The organism is Aeromonas sp. R7-5 (genome assembly GCF_040908015.1).
GTDB classification, from domain to species: Bacteria; Pseudomonadota; Gammaproteobacteria; order Enterobacterales; family Aeromonadaceae; genus Aeromonas; species Aeromonas caviae.
The window spans coordinates 257,670-272,665 of sequence record NZ_JBFOCZ010000033.1 but is presented as its reverse complement, the minus strand read 5'-3'; the positions used below and the strand labels follow the sequence as shown (position 1 = coordinate 272,665).

The 14,996-nt window shown below is 65.0% G+C and carries 16 protein-coding genes; 11 read left to right on the top strand and 5 right to left on the bottom strand.

Annotation, left to right across the window (positions count from 1 at the left end):
• Positions 1–54 precede the first annotated feature (54 nt).
• From AB5Y53_RS16645 to AB5Y53_RS16615, 7 genes are all read left to right on the top strand, one after another.
• Complete coding sequence (locus AB5Y53_RS16645) at positions 55–720, top strand: thermostable hemolysin (RefSeq protein ID WP_041215639.1); 666 nt, start codon at positions 55–57, stop codon at positions 718–720.
• The gene (locus AB5Y53_RS16640; RefSeq protein WP_368182609.1) at positions 717–2,198 is read left to right on the top strand and encodes an AMP-binding protein; all 1,482 of its coding nucleotides are present in this window, start codon (positions 717–719) and stop codon (positions 2,196–2,198) included. Before AB5Y53_RS16645 ends, AB5Y53_RS16640 begins: the two co-directional genes overlap by 4 nt.
• On the top strand, positions 2,195–2,851 hold the full coding sequence (locus AB5Y53_RS16635) for a TenA family transcriptional regulator (RefSeq protein ID WP_039039563.1): 657 nt from the start codon (positions 2,195–2,197) through the stop codon (positions 2,849–2,851). The genes AB5Y53_RS16640 and AB5Y53_RS16635 overlap by 4 nt, the downstream gene beginning before the upstream one ends.
• Positions 2,848–3,696: an SDR family oxidoreductase gene (locus AB5Y53_RS16630; RefSeq protein ID WP_368182607.1), complete on the top strand. Its 849-nt coding sequence runs from the start codon at positions 2,848–2,850 to the stop codon at positions 3,694–3,696. The genes AB5Y53_RS16635 and AB5Y53_RS16630 overlap by 4 nt, the downstream gene beginning before the upstream one ends.
• Position 3,697: 1 nt before the next feature.
• Positions 3,698–4,345, top strand: a complete 648-nt coding sequence (locus AB5Y53_RS16625) for a tetratricopeptide repeat protein (RefSeq protein WP_109422251.1) — start codon at positions 3,698–3,700, stop codon at positions 4,343–4,345.
• Between the two features lie 81 nt (positions 4,346–4,426).
• Positions 4,427–5,119, top strand: coding sequence for a response regulator (locus AB5Y53_RS16620; protein ID WP_368182605.1), 693 nt, complete (start codon positions 4,427–4,429; stop codon positions 5,117–5,119).
• Entirely contained in the window at positions 5,116–6,555 is a 1,440-nt protein-coding gene (locus AB5Y53_RS16615; protein WP_182954761.1) for an ATP-binding protein, read from the top strand. Before AB5Y53_RS16620 ends, AB5Y53_RS16615 begins: the two co-directional genes overlap by 4 nt.
• A 67-nt stretch (positions 6,556–6,622) precedes the next feature.
• Here AB5Y53_RS16615 and AB5Y53_RS16610 read toward each other — a convergent pair whose 3' ends face one another.
• On the bottom strand, positions 6,623–7,102 hold the full coding sequence (locus AB5Y53_RS16610; protein ID WP_368182886.1) for an ATP-dependent zinc protease: 480 nt from the start codon (positions 7,100–7,102) through the stop codon (positions 6,623–6,625).
• Between the two features lie 391 nt (positions 7,103–7,493).
• Between AB5Y53_RS16610 and AB5Y53_RS16605 the strand changes: the two genes are divergently transcribed.
• The 3 genes from AB5Y53_RS16605 to efp all read left to right on the top strand — a co-directional run bounded on the left by AB5Y53_RS16605 (position 7,494) and on the right by efp (position 10,441).
• Positions 7,494–8,537 (top strand): GMP reductase, encoded by a 1,044-nt coding sequence (locus AB5Y53_RS16605; RefSeq protein WP_010673790.1) that lies wholly within the window; start codon positions 7,494–7,496, stop codon positions 8,535–8,537.
• A 95-nt stretch (positions 8,538–8,632) separates the two neighbouring features.
• Positions 8,633–9,829 carry an elongation factor P maturation arginine rhamnosyltransferase EarP gene (gene earP / locus AB5Y53_RS16600; RefSeq protein WP_368182603.1) on the top strand — a complete coding sequence of 399 codons (1,197 nt, stop codon included), beginning with the start codon at positions 8,633–8,635 and terminating at the stop codon, positions 9,827–9,829.
• Between the two features lie 45 nt (positions 9,830–9,874).
• A complete protein-coding gene (efp, locus tag AB5Y53_RS16595; RefSeq protein ID WP_010673788.1) occupies positions 9,875–10,441 on the top strand; it encodes an elongation factor P in 567 nt (188 codons plus the stop codon).
• Positions 10,442–10,535: 94 nt separating this feature from the next.
• Here efp and AB5Y53_RS16590 read toward each other — a convergent pair whose 3' ends face one another.
• Genes AB5Y53_RS16590 through AB5Y53_RS16575 form a run of 4 tightly spaced genes read right to left on the bottom strand, consistent with a single transcriptional unit; the run spans position 10,536 to position 13,857 of the window.
• Positions 10,536–11,207, bottom strand: a complete 672-nt coding sequence (locus AB5Y53_RS16590) for a methionine ABC transporter permease (protein WP_368182601.1) — start codon at positions 11,205–11,207, stop codon at positions 10,536–10,538.
• Positions 11,192–11,986 carry a methionine ABC transporter ATP-binding protein gene (locus AB5Y53_RS16585; RefSeq protein ID WP_010673786.1) on the bottom strand — a complete coding sequence of 265 codons (795 nt, stop codon included), beginning with the start codon at positions 11,984–11,986 and terminating at the stop codon, positions 11,192–11,194. The genes AB5Y53_RS16590 and AB5Y53_RS16585 overlap by 16 nt, the downstream gene beginning before the upstream one ends.
• Entirely contained in the window at positions 11,983–12,795 is an 813-nt protein-coding gene (locus AB5Y53_RS16580) for a MetQ/NlpA family ABC transporter substrate-binding protein (protein WP_368182600.1), read from the bottom strand. The genes AB5Y53_RS16585 and AB5Y53_RS16580 overlap by 4 nt, the downstream gene beginning before the upstream one ends.
• A gap of 21 nt (positions 12,796–12,816) precedes the next feature.
• Positions 12,817–13,857 (bottom strand): isopenicillin N synthase family dioxygenase, encoded by a 1,041-nt coding sequence (locus tag AB5Y53_RS16575; RefSeq protein WP_368182598.1) that lies wholly within the window; start codon positions 13,855–13,857, stop codon positions 12,817–12,819.
• A 309-nt stretch (positions 13,858–14,166) separates the two neighbouring features.
• Between AB5Y53_RS16575 and AB5Y53_RS16570 the strand changes: the two genes are divergently transcribed.
• Positions 14,167–14,937 (top strand): DUF3530 family protein, encoded by a 771-nt coding sequence (locus AB5Y53_RS16570; protein WP_039041094.1) that lies wholly within the window; start codon positions 14,167–14,169, stop codon positions 14,935–14,937.
• Positions 14,938–14,996 lie beyond the last annotated feature (59 nt).

Sequence of the window (14,996 nt, the reverse complement as noted above, 5' to 3'; positions counted from 1 at the left end):
GTTTCTTAAGTTTGCCCTTTTACTCTCATCCCATCGCAAGAGAAGGAGCCAACCATGACCATCGAGATCCAAGCCCCCTACCGGTTGATCCTGGCCGAATCCCCGCAGCAGGTCATGGCGCTGCAAACCTATATCCAGGCCGCCTACACCCTCGAGTTCAACGCCCGCATTCCCCATTTTCTGCCCTGCCTGCTCGGGCTCTACCGGGCAGATGGCGTGCTGGTCGGTGCCTGCGGCCTTAACCAGGCCTGCCATGGCGAACACGAGCAACCGCTCTATCTGGAGCAATATCTGGAGCAGCCTGTCGAAGCCGCCATCGAGACCCGTCTCGGGGTACGTCCGGCCCGCCACCGCATCATCGAAGTGGGCAATCTTGCTTGCAGCGAACCGGGTCACGCCCGCCTGATGTTTGCCGCGCTGTGTCGTCTGCTGTGTGACAACGCCCTGGACTACGTGGTGTTCACCGGCACAGCCAAGCTGCGCAACAGCTTTACCCGCCTGCGTCTCAACCCGGTGGAGCTGGCACTCGCAGAGGCCCATCAGGTGGGGGAGGATGCCAGCGCCTGGGGCGAATACTACCGCTGCCAGCCCAAGGTGATGGCAGGCGACATCAACCAGGGGCGCGAGGTGCTCGCACAGAGCAGCCTGCTGCTCAACCTGCTGGGGCCCATGCCCCGCCTTTTTAACCATGCCGACATCGACAGGAGGTGCGCGCAATGACGCTGTTCGACACCATCGCCCACCATGCCAGCCAGACCCCGCACCAGCCTGCGCTGCTAGGCAGCCAGGGTGAGCTGGATTACCAGAGCCTGTGGCAGCAGATCCAGCAACTGGCTGGAGTGCTGCAAGGGGCCGGCATCCGCCGCCTGGCCCTGCAACTCGACAACGGCCTGCCCTGGGCGCTGATCGATCTCGCCTGCACCTGGGCCGGCATCGTGGTCATCCCGGTTCCCCACTTCTTCAGTCCGGCGCAGCAGACGTGGCTGCTGGAAAGCAGCGGAGCAGACGCCCTGGTCGGCCCGGAGCACCAGGGGTGGCAAGCCGGCTCGCCCCTCGTGCTCATGGCAAGCAGACCCGATGAGCAGGCCGTGCCCCTGTGGCGCCGCATCCCGGCCCGCCTCCCCGAGCTGCCGGCGGGCACCGCCAAGATCACCTATACCTCGGGCACCACGGGGCAACCCAAGGGCGTCTGCCTGTCGCTGGAACAGATGACGGCGGTCTGCGGATCCCTTGCCCTGCGGGTGGCCCCTGCCCGGGTTGAGAAACACCTGACCCTGCTGCCCCTCACCACCTTGCTGGAGAACCTGACCGGCTTGTATGTACCGCTGCTGACCGGCGCCTGCAGCCGCATCCCTTCCCTGGGGGAACTCGGCTTCTCGGGCTCCAGCAAGCTGGATCCTGCGGCCCTGGCCCATGCACTGCTGCGCTGGCCCAGCCACAGCCTGGTGCTGGTACCCGAGTTGCTGCGCCTGCTGCTGGCCCTGTGCCTCAATACCCCTGCCCTGGCGACACAGCTCGGCACCCTGCGCTTCGTCGCCGTGGGCGGCGGCAAGGTCGCCCCCGAACTCATCGCTCACGCCCGTGCGGCGGGGCTGCCGGTCTATGAGGGATACGGTCTCTCCGAATGCGGCTCCGTGGTCGCCCTGAACGGCCCCCACGGGGATCGTCCCGGCAGCGTCGGCCTGCCCCTGCCCCACTGCCAGGTGACGATCGCCGTAGACGGCGAAGTCATGGTCAGCGGCAGCGCCATGCTGGGCTACCTGGGGGAAGAGGGCGAGACGGGCAGCCAAATCGCCACAGGGGATCTGGGTCGGATCGACGAGGAGGGCTATCTCCATATCACGGGGCGCAAGAAGAACGTGCAGATCACCGCCTTTGGCCGCAACTTCTCCCCGGAGTGGGTGGAAGCCCAGGCCCAGCTCTGCCCGGCCATCGCCCGCATCGTCATCTTCGGTGATGGTCAGCCCGCCAACGTGGCCCTTATCCAGCCGCTGCCGGGCAGCCAGTCCCAATTGCCAGAGCAGATTGCCCGGCTCAACCAGCAGTTGCCCGATTACGCCCGCATCCATCACTGGTTGCCGGTCGCCCTGGATCAGCTCCCTGGCCTGCTGACGGCCAACGGGCGCCCCCGTCGCAACGAGATTTATCACCATTTTTCCCGGCAGATCAGCCAATGCCTCACAGGAGAGACCTCATGAGCTTCTACCAGACCCTGCAACAAGCCACCGCCTGCGAGCGCGAACGCCTGTTCAACGCCCCCATCATCGAGGCCTGCCGCCGCGGCGACATCAGCCGTGACACCTACCTCGCCTTCCTGGCACAGGCCTACTACCACGTGCGCCACACGGTGCCGCTCCTGATGGCCACCGGCGGCAAGCTGGGGCAGGAGTACGAATGGGTGCGTGGCGCCATCAGGGAGTACATCGACGAGGAGTACGGCCATCAGGAGTGGATCCTGAACGACATCCGTGCCTGCGGCGGTGATGCCGAGGCGGTGCGCCACGGCCAGCCGGGCCTGCCCATCGAGTTGATGGTGGCCTTCCTCTACGACCAGATCCAGCGCGGCAACCCCATGGGCTTCTTCGGCATGGTGCAGGTGCTGGAAGGCACCAGCGTTGCCATCGCCCTGACCGTCGCCGACCAGCTCAAGAGCGGTCTGGGTCTGCCGCCCCAGGCCATGAGCTACCTGAGCTCCCACGGGGCCCTGGACCAGGAGCACCTCAAGTTCTTCGAATCCCTGATGAACCGGGTGGAAGATGCCGCCGATCAGGCCGCCATCATTCACGCCGCCAAGGTGGTCTACCGCCTCTATGGCGACATGCTCTATCAGCTCACGGGATCATGCCAATGAAGCTTGAAGGCAAACGCATACTGCTGACTGGCGCCAGTGGCGGCATTGGTGAAGCCCTGGCCCATGAACTGGCGGCCCAGGGTGCCCATCTGCTGCTGCACGGTCGTCGGGCCAGCGCCCTGGAGCGCCTGCGCCGGGAGCTGCCTCATCCGGATCGCCACCAGACGGTGACGGCCGATCTCGGCTCTCCCCATGAGCGGGCGCAGCTGCTGCAACATCCGGCCCTGGACGAGGGGCTGGACGTGCTCATCAACAGTGCGGGCTGCAACCAGTTCGCCTGGCTGGAAGATCAGAGCAGCGAGCAGGTGACACGCCAGTTGCTGCTCAACGTCGAGGCGCCCATCCAGCTCACCCGGGCCCTGCTGCCCCGGCTGCGCAAGCCCGCCATCATCATGAACATCGGCTCCAGCCTCGGGGCCATCGGTTTTGCCGGCTACAGCGTCTATTGCGCCAGCAAGTTCGCCATGCGCGGCTTCAGCGAGTCCCTGGGGCGGGAGCTGGAGGGAACCGGCATCAAGGTGCTGCACTTTGCCCCCCGCGCCACCCGCACCCACCTCAACTCCGAGGCGGCCTATGCCATGAATGCCGAGCTCGGCACCCGGACCGACAGCCCACAGGACGTGGCCGAGGAGGCCGTCATCGCCCTGTGCAACGAAACCCGCCGCCGCTGGCTCGGCTGGCCGGAAAAGCTCTTTGTGCGGCTCAACGGCCTGCTGCCCGCCTTGGTGGACATGGCCCTGGCCAAGCAGCGCCCGATCATCGAGCGCCACGCCCGCCGCACCGCCTCCCCTACCCCCGATCACAGGAGCGATCCCGCCTGTGCGACAAACGAGAAGGAACATTGAGATGAAGCACGCCACTTTCCGTCCCAGATTTGGTCACGGCCCCCTGTTGCTCGCCCTGGGAGGCCTGTTGGCAAGCGGTCTGGCCCAGGCCGCCGATGCCCTGCCCACCATTCAGCAGGAGTGGGCCCACTGCCAGTACCAGCAGACCGGCAACGCCAAGGAGAGCTGCCTGGAGAGCCTGAGTGCCAAGGCCGATGAGGCGAGTGCCAAGGAGGCATTTCGCACCGATCTGCTGATCTGGTCCGCCATCGTCAAGAGCACCTGGGCGGGGGCCAAGGGCGGCCTCGGCGCCCTTGGTCTGGTGAAGGAGGCCAAGGCCAAGCTCGAGATCGCCATCAAGCAGGATCCCAAGGCGCTGGAAGGCTCGGCCTACACCAGCCTGGGTTCCCTCTACTACCAGGTACCGGGCTGGCCGGTGGGCTTTGGTGACGACGAAAAGGCGGAGAAGCTGCTCAAGCAGGCGCTGGCCATCAATCCCACCGGCATCGACCCCAACTTCTTCTACGGCGACTTCCTGCTGGATCAGGGTGACAAGGCACAGGCGAAGGTCTATCTGGACAAGGCCCTGGCCGCCCCGGCGCGCCCTGGCCGCGAGGTGGCGGACGAGGGCCGCAGAATGGAAATTCGCGAGCGTCTCGCCAAGCTGTAAACACAAGCAGCACAGTGTGCTATTTCAACTCTGCCCACCAGCTTGCATACTGGTGGGCAGTGTCGTTTGAGGGAGAGAACAATGCGGATCCTGTTGGTGGAAGATGATGTGATGCTGGGAGACGGCATGGTGGATGCCCTGCGCAGCAGCGGCTACACGGTGGACTGGCTCCAGCAGGGGATGCCGGCCCTCTCGGCGCTCAAGAGCGAGGAGTTTGCCGCCCTTGTCCTGGATCTCAACCTGCCGGACATCGACGGCATCAGCCTGCTGCGCAAGTTGCGCCGGGAGGGGCAGATCCTGCCCGTGCTCATCCTGACCGCCCGTGATGCCCTGGACGACCGGGTGCTGGGGCTGGATGCAGGCTCCGACGACTACATGGTCAAACCCTTCGCCCTGCAGGAGCTCAACGCCCGGCTGCGCGCCCTGGTGCGGCGCAGCAAGGGGCAGGCCCAGGCGGTGCTGGAGTACGGGGAGCTGCAGCTCTTCCCCGCGTCACAGCAGGTCACCTATCGGGGCGAGCCGGTCAAGCTCACCCCCCACGAGTACAAGCTGTTGCAGGAGCTCATCACTCAAAGCGGCCGGGTATTGAGCCGGGATCAACTGCAACAGAGCCTCTACGGCTGGGACGAGGGGGCAGAGAGCAACGCGGTGGAGGTGCACATTCACCATCTGCGCAAGAAATTCTTCCCCGAGCTCATCCGCAACATTCGCGGCGTCGGTTACATCGTGCCCCAGCTCGACGTCCAGGGCGCAAGAGGAGCCTCCGCCCCATGAGCCGTGTCCGTTCCATCCGCCGTTTCCTGCTCTCCGGCATCCTGGCCCTGGTCAGCCTCAGCCTCGCCATCAGCGGCCTTATCGGCTACCTGCAGGCCAACCACGAGATGGAAGAGCTGTTTGATGCCCGTCTCGCCCAGTCCGCCCGCATCACCAACCAGTTGCTCAGCCGCTATCTCAAGCAGAGCGGCGAGCTGCCGCGCAACGGCACCGTGTACCAGGAGTGGGTGCAGGCCGTCCCCGAGACGCCCCACATCGAGAAGGGCGGCTTCTTCCAGTTCGGCCAGGACAACGAATTCACCCCCTATGGCCATGAATTCGAACACAACCTCTACTTCCAGTTGCTGAGCGAGCAGGGCGCCGTGCTGCTGCGCTCGCCCAATGCCCCGGCCCAACCGTTGACCACCCTGGAGCGGGGCTTCAACAGCGAGACCAAGGATCACCACGAGTGGCGCACCTTTACCCTCTACAACGAAGGTGAACAGACCTGGCTCATCGTGGCGGAGCGGGATGACGAACGCAGCGAGCTGGCCAGCAAGATGGCCACCCTCACCATGCTGCCCCTCTTCATCACCCTGCCCTTCCTGCTCGGTCTGCTGTGGTGGCTGATCACCCGGGGGCTGTCACCGCTGCACCAGCTGGCGCAAGCCATCGGCGAGCGTCATCCCGCCAACCTGAGCCCCCTCAATCTTGCCATCAAGGCCGAGGAGCTGACGCCGCTGGTGGGGGAGATCAACCGGCTGATGCACGCCCTCGCTGACACCCTTGATCGGGAGAAACAGTTCACCAACGAGGCCGCCCACGAGCTGCGCACGCCCCTCGCGGTGCTGCGCATCCACAGCGAGAACGCCATGACGGCCGAGGATGATCAGAGCCGGGAGCAGGCCCTGCGCAAGATGCTCCTGGCCCTCGATCGCAGCGACCGGCTGATCCGCCAGTTGCTGACCCAGGCCCGCATCGACAACCAGCAGAGCCCGGCCCTCACCGCCCTCCCCCTGTTCCCCCTGTTGCAGAGCACCCTGGCGACCCTGGCCCCCATCGCCCTGAAAAAGGATCAACAGCTGTCCCTGGAGGGCGCCGAACAGGTGCAGGTAATGGGACAGGCGATGTTGCTGGAGCTGATGTTCGGCAACCTCATCGACAATGCGCTGCGCTACACCCAGGTGGGCGGCGAGGTCGCCGTGGTGGTGAGCCAGGTGGGCAACCGGATCCGGGTGGATGTGCGGGACAACGGCCCCGGCATCCCCACCGCCGCCCTCTCCCGGTTGTGCGAGCGCTTCTTCCGGGTCAATCCCCAGCAGGGGGATGGCGTGGGCCTTGGCATGGCCATCGTCTCGCGCATCGCCCAGCTTCACGGAGCGGATCTCGACATTCACAACCGGCCTGAAGGGGGGCTCGAAGTGAGCGTGCTGCTGCCCGCCTCGCGCCAGGCATGACGGGTCAGCCTTTGCGCACGCCATGAAAAACGGGGGCCAGGCCCCCGTTTTTCATGGCAGCCCCACCCTAGTCGCAGGTGGGCTGTACCGTGAAGGTCCGGCTCGAATCCACCGGTCCCAGCTCCGCCAGCAGACGGCGTCCCAGCAGCACCGGGTAGAGCATCTTGCTGCGATCCCGCAGGGTGAACCACTCCTTGTAGACCTGGTCCCCGACGCAGACGGACATGGTCACCGTCGGGCGCTCCTCCATGCCGCCCGCCCCGCGCACCGTCACGCTGCGCTCCACCGGTCGCTCCACGCTCCGGCGCACCACCTTGTCGGTATTGGCATCGGTCAGCACCAGGTTGAAGCGCACCCAGGGCTTGCCATCCTTCTTGAAATGCTTCAGGTCGCGGGCATCCAGCGACGAAGTGAGGGCACCGGTATCGAGCTTCATCTTGACCGCCACTCCGTAGGGCATCAGCACCCCCTTCTCGATCCAGCCATAGCTGGTCTGGGCCGCCATCGCGCTGCCGCACAGCGCCCACATCATGGCCGCCGCCACCATTCTCTTGCCCATTTTGCTCTCTCGCCTTGTCAGTCTTGCGCCCAGATGTATCACAGCCAACTGCCGGGTCAACCGGATTCTGGCGTGCAGGGGAGCGGGCTCTGGACGCGGTGCCAACAGGCGACAATCCATGCCGGGCACGGCGCGTGAGTGGGGAATGCAGCAGGAAAACGAGGGGAGAACAGGGTGCTGGATGACGCTGGCGGCCATCCTCAGGTTGTGACGCCAAAGGCTACCACAGCGGTGCGTGAATTATCAGTCTTGTTCTGACGGGATTTTTGCCTACACTGCTGTAAACCGGAGGGCCTGAAAACCACCGGTTTTTTTGCGCCTGCCGAAAAGTTGCCACTGCAAAGTGAGCTCTCACACAAGGCTCAATAAGGAATTCGCAATGCGTATCGAAGAAGACTTGAAGCTCGGTTTCAAGGATGTCCTGTTTCGCCCCAAGCGCTCTACTCTCAAGAGCCGTTCCCAAGTCAGCCTGACCCGCCAGTTCACCTTCAAGCACACCCAGACCCGATGGCAGGGCGTGCCCGTCATCGCCGCCAACATGGATACCGTCGGCAGCTTCGCCATGGCGCGTACCCTGGCCAGCTTCGAGATGATGACGGCGGTGCACAAGCACTACAGCCTTGCGCAGTGGCAAACCTTCGTCAATGAGACCGACCCGGCCCTGCTGGGCCACGTAATGGTCTCCACCGGCACCTCGGAGGAGGACTTCACCAAGACCCGCCAGATCCTCGCGATGTCCAGCGCCCTGCGCTTCATCTGCGTGGACGTGGCCAACGGCTACTCCCAGCACTTCGTCGAGTTTCTGCGCAAGATCCGCGAGGCCTGCCCGAACCACGTCATCCTGGCGGGCAACGTGGTGACCGGCGAGATGGTGGAGGAGCTGATCCTCTCCGGCGCCGACATCGTCAAGGTGGGCATAGGCCCGGGCTCGGTCTGCACCACCCGGGTCAAGACCGGGGTCGGCTACCCGCAGCTCTCCGCCATCATCGAGTGTGCCGATGCGGCCCACGGCCTGGGTGGCCAGATCGTCGGTGACGGCGGCTGCACCTGCCCGGGGGATGTGGCCAAGGCGTTTGGCGGCGGTGCCGACTTTGTGATGCTGGGGGGCATGCTGGCCGCTCACGAAGAGTGCGGCGGTGAAATCGTCGAGGTCGATGGCGAGCCCTTCATGAAGTTCTACGGCATGAGCTCGGCCAGCGCCATGGACAAGCACGCCGGCGGCGTCGCCGAGTATCGCGCCTCCGAAGGCAAAACCGTGCTTCTGCCCTACCGCGGCCCGGTGGAGAACACGGTGCGCGACATCCTGGGGGGCGTGCGATCCACCTGCACCTACGTCGGCGCCAGCCAGCTGAAAGAGCTCACCAAACGCACCACCTTCATCCGGGTGCGCGAGCAGGAGAACAACGTCTACGGCAAGGAGTAACCTGCCACAGACCCCGTCACGCGCTGACGGTTAGAAGCCGACCAACCGGTGTGCTACCCTGCGCACCGGTTTTTTTGCATCTGGGATCCTGCGCCATGACAAGCCCTCTCCCCCCCTTCGACTGGGACATCTTCTGCTGCGTCGTCGACAACTTCGGTGACATCGGCGTCACCTGGCGACTCGCCCGCCAGCTCAAACAGGAAGGCGCGCTCCCGGCGCAGAAGAGTGAGGTGCAGGTGCGGCTCTGGGTGGACGATCTGGCTAGCTTCGCCCGCATCTGCCCGGCGCTCGACCCCGCACAGGACGGTCAGTGGGTCGATGGCATCTATGTCCAGCACTGGCACGAGCGCCTCCCCGCCGACATGACCCCGGCCAGGGTGGTCATCGAGGCGTTTGCCTGCGAGCTGCCCGCCCCCTTTATCGAACGCATGGCCGAGCAGACCACGCCCCCCTGCTGGATCAACCTGGAGTACCTCTCGGCCGAGAGCTGGGTCGAGGATTGCCATGGCCTCGCCTCGCCCCAGCAGGTCGGCAGCCGGCGCCTCGACAAGTACTTCTTCTTCCCGGGTTTCACGCAGAAAACGGGCGGCCTCTTGTGCGAGCGAGGCCTCATCGTCGAGCGCGAGCGCTGGCAACAGGATGAAGCGGGACTGACTGCCTACTGGGCCAGCCTCGGCCTGCCACCCCAACGAGAAGACGAGCTGCGGGTCAGCCTCTTCACCTACGAGAGCGAGGCGCTCAGGAGCCTGGTCGAGGGCTGGCGCCAGAGCGTCACCCCCGTCACCCTGCTGCTGCCGCTGGGGCGCTCCCTCGACGACGTGCTCATCGGCGCAGGGCTGGCAGAGGCCATTCCCGGTGCCCGGGCCGGAGATCTGCTCCAGGCGGGCAACCTCACCATCAAGCTGCTGCCGATGACCGATCAGAGGGGTTACGATCGCCTGCTGTGGAGCTGCGATCTCAACCTGGTGCGCGGGGAGGACTCCTTCGTGCGGGCCCAGTGGGCGGGGCGCCCCTTCCTCTGGCATATCTACCAGCAGGAAGAGGATGCCCACATGGTCAAGCTGGACGGTTTTCTCGACCACTACCTCTCCCCCTTGCCAGCGCCGGCCGGTCAGTGGCTGCGCCGCTTCAACCATGCCCTCAACCGGGGGGAACACACCGGTGAACTCTGGGCACAATGGCCGCAATACGCGGCCATATGGCAGCAACATGGGCGCACCTGGCCACAGAGGCTGCTGGCGGACGGGGATCTCGTCACGAGGTTGGTGAAATTTTTAGAAAGCCGTATATAATCTGGCAGTTTTTATCCGTCCGTTTCACGAACAGGAATTTTTTACATGAAAACCGCACAGGAAATCCGCGCTGGTAACGTAGTCATGATCGGCACCGAGCCGATGGTGGTCCAGAAGGCTGAATTCAACAAATCCGGCCGTAACTCCGCCGTGGTCAAGATGAAGCTGAAGGGTCTGCTGAACGGCAGCGCCACCGAGACCGTCTTCAAGGCCGACGACAAGCTGGAAGTCGTTCAGCTGGAGCGTAAAGAGTGCACCTACTCCTACTACTCCGACCCGCTGTATGTCTTCATGGACACCGAGTACAACCAGTACGACGTCGAGAAAGACAACCTGGGTGATGCCCTGAACTACCTGGTAGACGGCATGGAAGACCTCTGCGAAGTGACTTTCTACAACGAGAAAGCCATCTCCGTAGAACTGCCGACCACCATCGTGCGTGAAGTCGAGTACACCGAGCCGGCCGCCCGTGGCGACACCTCCGGTAAAGTGACCAAGCCTGCCCGCCTGAAGGGCACCTCCTACGAGCTGGCCGTTGCCGCCTTCGTGGAGATCGGTGACAAGATCGAAATCGACACCCGTACCGGTGAATTCAAGCGTCGCGTCAACTAAGTTGACCCCTTGATGTGATTGCAAAAAAAGCGAGCCCAGGCTCGCTTTTTTATTGGCTGGTACCTCACGGCCGGCCTGATGAGAAGCCGTGACCCTAGCGGCGATGGGCCAGTGCCCGCACCAGCCTGTCCCCCACCCCCTGTACCAGTTGCACCAGCAGCAGCAACATGACCACTGTCCCTGCCATCACCTTGTCATCAAAGCGCTGGTAGCCGTAGCGGATCGCCAGATCCCCGAGCCCGCCGCCACCGACCACCCCTGCCATGGAGGAGAAGCCAATGAGCATCACCACCGTCAGGGTGAGTCCGGCCAGCAGCGCCGGCAAGGCCTCGGGCAGCAGCGCCTTGACGACCACGTGCCAGCCGCTGCCCCCCATGGCGAGCACGGCTTCGACGCGCCCCTTGTCCACCTCATCGAGGGCGCTCTCCACCACCCGGGCAAAGAAGGGGAAGGCCCCCAGGGTGATGGGGACGATGGCGGCGGTGCTGCCCAGTGAGGTGCCGACCACCAGCCGGGTCAGGGGGATCAGGGCGATCAGGAGCACCACGAAGGGGAGCGACCGCCCGATGTTGATACCGATCCCCAGCACCATGTTGAGACGGTGCAAGGGCAGCACGCCCCCGGGACGGGTCACCACCAGCAGCACCCCGGTCGGCAACCCCAGCAGCAGGGTGAACACGGCCGCCACTCCCACCATGTAGAGTGTTTCGAGCGACCCCTGATACATCAGTTCGAGCAAGGCATCGGCACTCAGGCGACTCTGCATAAACGCACCTCCTCTGTGACTCCGTGACGCGCCATGAAACGCCGCAGGATCTCGGGATCCGGCAACAGGGCCTGCCGCACGCGGGAGTCGGGGTTGGCCAGCAGGGTGCCCAGAGCGCCGCTTTCCACCAGCTGACCCCGTTCAAGCAATGCCGCGTGATCGCAGATGGCCCTGACCACCTCCAGCTCGTGGGTGATGAGCACTATGGTGATCCCGAGGCGGCGGTTGATGTCGGCAAGCAGCGCCAGCACCGACTCCGTGGTCTCCGGATCCAGGGCACTGGTCGCCTCGTCACAGAGCAAGTGGCGCGGATTGGCGGCCAGGGCGCGGGCGATGCCCACTCGTTGCTTCTGCCCCCCCGACAACTGGGAGGGAAAGGCGCGACGGTGCTCGCCAAGCCCCACCAGTTCCAGCAGCTCGCTGACCCGGGCAGCCCGCTCCCGGCGCGCCACACCGGCGATTTCCAGCGGGACTGCCACGTTCTCCTCCACGCTGCGGGCGTGCAGCAGATTGAAGTGCTGGAAAATCATGCCGGTCCCCTGACGGTGGCGGCGCAAGGCCGCCCCCTCCAGGGCCGTGATGTCGCGGCCATCGAACAGGATGCGGCCCCGGCTTGGCCGCTCCAGCAGATTGAGGCAACGAATGAGTGTGCTCTTGCCCGCGCCGCTGCGCCCGAGAATGCCGTAGATGGCCCCATCCGGGATCTCGAGCGACACCCCCTCCAGAGCGGGTTGCCCGTGCCCCGGGTACTGCTTGCCGAGCCCCTCCAGCACTATCATGACTGCCGCCCGGCCACCGGGATCACCGACCCCTTGTAGCTCTTGCGAATGAAGTCGGCGATCGCCCTGGACTCCAGATCCCGCGCCAACTGGCGGATCCGCGGATCATCCTTGAGCGCCGGGGTGGTCACCAGGATGTTGGCGTAGGGATTGTTCTGGGCGCTCTCCAGCCCCAGGGCATCGCGAGCAGGCTCCAGCCCCGCCTCCAGGGCATAGTTGCCATTGATCACCGCCAGCTCCACGTCGTCGAGGGAGCGCGGCAGCTGCGGCGCCTCGATCTCCAGGATCTTGAGCGCCTTGGGGTTGGTGGCGATGTCGTGCACCGTCGCCAGATCCCGCGCCGGATCTTCATGGCCAGCCTTGAGGGTGATGAGCCCCTCGTGCTGCAACAGATAGAGGGCCCGGCTCAGGTTGGTGACATTGTTGGGCAGAGCGATCACCGCCTTTTCCGGTACCTCCCTCAGGTGCTTGAACTTCTTCGAATAGATGCCAAGAGGCTCCACGTGTACGGTCGCGGCCACCACCAGCTCGGTGCCGAGCGCCTTCTCCTGATCCCGCAGGTAAGGGACGTGCTGGAAGTAGTTGGCATCCACATCACCCGCCACCAACAGGGCATTGGCATTGATGCCGCCGCTAAGCTCGATCACCTGCAGATCCAGCGAAGGGTCCTGGCGTTTCACCTCGCCGAGGATATCCGCATGGGGCAGTGGATCCGCGGCAACCCGCAGCGCCTGGGCTGCCTGGGCGGAGAGAGAGAGTCCGAGGGCCAATACCAGGCCGCTCAGGGAAAACAGTCCGTGCTTGTTCATCTTGTGCTCCTTGCCATGCAATCAATGGGTGGTTTCGCCGACCGCCAGCGCCCGGGGCGCCGGCAACAGATCGGCATGGTGGCGCAATGCCACATCAGGGTGGGAACGCAGCCGCCCCTTGAGGTAGTTCCAGCCCACCTCCCGCAGCAGCGGATTGTGCGGGTCGGTGGCAGGCCCCCTGGCTTCACGGGCCAGAGCCTCGGGCAGCGGATAGACGGGCACCACGGCGTCGAGCTGGGCCCCCAGGAAGAAGGCGATGGAGAGACGCTCCTGCCCCGGCGCCGACGGCACCACCCGGTGCACGGTCGCCCGCAGGTAGCCGTTGCTGGCGAGCTCCAGCAGCTCACCGATGTTGACCACGAAGGTGCCGGGGAGCGGGAGCGCGTCGATCCAGTGATCCGGCGCCACCTCCACCTGCAGGCCGGGCTGGTCATCCTGCAGCAGGAAGCTCAGGAAGCCCGAATCCTTGTGGGGACCGACCCCCTGGGTGGCGCCCCGCTCACCGGGATAGCGGATCAGCTTGATATGTTCGTTGGGACGCTCTCCGTGCAAGGCATCGAAGGCATCTGGCGACAGTGCGAGCGCCTCGGCAAAAGCCCCGAGCAGGGTACGGGACATGCGGGTCATCTGCCCACGCCAGCGCGTCAGCACGGGTTGCAGTGTCGGCAGCGCCTCCGGCCACTGATTCGGCCCCTGCAACCGCCACCAGGGCGGGTCGCCCGCCGCGCGCAGCAAGGCAGGGCGATCGGCACCGATATCAAACTGCTCTCGCCAGTCGGGTTGACCCCGGGTCAGCTCTGCCCCCGGTCGGTTGTAGCCACGAAAATGGGGAGAGTGGATCATGGCGACCTGCAGCTTGGCCGCCAGAGGCAGCGCAAAGAAGGCCCGCGACAGCTGCTGTACCTCCTGTTGCAGCTCGGGATCGATGCCGTGGCCGGTCAGGTAGAAAAATCCCGTCTCTCTCGCGGCATCGCGCAACGATGCCAGAAAATCGGCCCGAGCGTCGGGCGAGGCATCCAGCTGCCTCAGGTCGAGGATGGGCAAGTGAACCAAGGTGCTCATGGCGATAACGCTCCCTGTCGATGGAAAGTGAGGGTGAATCTCTCGTTCTGACGAGACAGGGGGGAGAATTCTCCGCCTGCGGCCAGTGACGACATGCCCCGGCCCCCTGTCTGCCTGCCCTTACTGAACCATGTATGGGTCACAGGATGGAACAATCAAAACCGGGAATGCTTTGCCATTTGGAACAATCCTGGCCCCGTGTCCGGCCCGCCGGTCAGACCCTCTTCGCCACCGCCGATGCCGATGTGCGCCCTTGCCCTAAAGAAACCCCCGGCGAGGCCGCTATGAGGGAGTGCTGGAGGATCCCCCATGACATTTCGCCCCTATCTGCTGCTGACCCTGCTTGCTTTTGCCGCCCACGGCGCCGGGCAGGCACCGTCAGGCGCCGCCCCGGATCCAGCCCCCCTGGTTCCCCCCGACTACTGGCAGAGCAGCGACTGGCAGGGAATACCCGACAGCACCAGGGTGGACAAGCAACAGGTACTGTTTGCCAAGCACGACAGCGACAACTACGTGGGTCTGGTCATCCTGCTGCCCGACTGGCAGCGCAGCGGCCAGCTGTGGCAACTGACCCGGGAGCTGGGGCGCCTCGGTTTCGATACCCTGCTGCTGCTCCCCTCGCCGCAGCAGACCGAGCTCGACCCCGCCGCCGAGAAGAAACAGCAGGTCATCGACGATTTTCGCAAGCAGTTTGCCTCCCGCATCAGCAAGCTGGGGGATGCCAAGCTGCAGGAGGGGGGCTTCAAGCTGCTGCTGGCCCAGGGTACCAGCGCCGCCTGGGCCGCCAACCTCATCGCCAGCGAGCAGTTGCCCGCCCCCGATGCCCTGGTGCTGCTCGACGGCTTCTTCCCCAACCAGCTGAGCAACCAGACCCTCGCCAAGCAGATAGCCCAGGGCAGCATCCCTACCCTGGATCTCTATCAGGAGGAGGGAGGACGCTGGCCCCTGCTGGCGGCCGAAGCCCGCAGAAGCGAGAGCCGCCGCAGCCACAAGCTCAACTACCGCCCCTATGCCCTGATGGATCTGGAGGAGACGCCGGGCCGCATCCAGGGCTGGCTGACGCACCTGGGCTGGATCTGAGTCCCTCCGAGGCACAGCCACCCGCCTTTTGCCTTCCCCATCGGACTTGACCCGATGCC

Bases quoted from the DNA above. Each gene is read 5' to 3' on its own strand.
- AB5Y53_RS16570 (WP_039041094.1), top strand. From the start codon at position 14,167: ATGACATTTCGCCCCTATCTGCTGCTGACCCTGCTTGCTTTTGCCGCC.
- AB5Y53_RS16620 (WP_368182605.1), top strand. From the start codon at position 4,427: ATGCGGATCCTGTTGGTGGAAGATGATGTGATGCTGGGAGACGGCATG.
- AB5Y53_RS16590 (WP_368182601.1), bottom strand. From the start codon at position 11,207: ATGCAGAGTCGCCTGAGTGCCGATGCCTTGCTCGAACTGATGTATCAG.
- efp (WP_010673788.1), top strand. From the start codon at position 9,875: ATGAAAACCGCACAGGAAATCCGCGCTGGTAACGTAGTCATGATCGGC.
- AB5Y53_RS16625 (WP_109422251.1), top strand. From the start codon at position 3,698: ATGAAGCACGCCACTTTCCGTCCCAGATTTGGTCACGGCCCCCTGTTG.
- AB5Y53_RS16580 (WP_368182600.1), bottom strand. From the start codon at position 12,795: ATGAACAAGCACGGACTGTTTTCCCTGAGCGGCCTGGTATTGGCCCTC.
- AB5Y53_RS16575 (WP_368182598.1), bottom strand. From the start codon at position 13,857: ATGAGCACCTTGGTTCACTTGCCCATCCTCGACCTGAGGCAGCTGGAT.
- AB5Y53_RS16610 (WP_368182886.1), bottom strand. From the start codon at position 7,102: ATGGTGGCGGCGGCCATGATGTGGGCGCTGTGCGGCAGCGCGATGGCG.
- AB5Y53_RS16630 (WP_368182607.1), top strand. From the start codon at position 2,848: ATGAAGCTTGAAGGCAAACGCATACTGCTGACTGGCGCCAGTGGCGGC.
- AB5Y53_RS16615 (WP_182954761.1), top strand. From the start codon at position 5,116: ATGAGCCGTGTCCGTTCCATCCGCCGTTTCCTGCTCTCCGGCATCCTG.
- AB5Y53_RS16635 (WP_039039563.1), top strand. From the start codon at position 2,195: ATGAGCTTCTACCAGACCCTGCAACAAGCCACCGCCTGCGAGCGCGAA.
- earP (WP_368182603.1), top strand. From the start codon at position 8,633: ATGACAAGCCCTCTCCCCCCCTTCGACTGGGACATCTTCTGCTGCGTC.
- AB5Y53_RS16640 (WP_368182609.1), top strand. From the start codon at position 717: ATGACGCTGTTCGACACCATCGCCCACCATGCCAGCCAGACCCCGCAC.
- AB5Y53_RS16645 (WP_041215639.1), top strand. From the start codon at position 55: ATGACCATCGAGATCCAAGCCCCCTACCGGTTGATCCTGGCCGAATCC.
- AB5Y53_RS16605 (WP_010673790.1), top strand. From the start codon at position 7,494: ATGCGTATCGAAGAAGACTTGAAGCTCGGTTTCAAGGATGTCCTGTTT.
- AB5Y53_RS16585 (WP_010673786.1), bottom strand. From the start codon at position 11,986: ATGATAGTGCTGGAGGGGCTCGGCAAGCAGTACCCGGGGCACGGGCAA.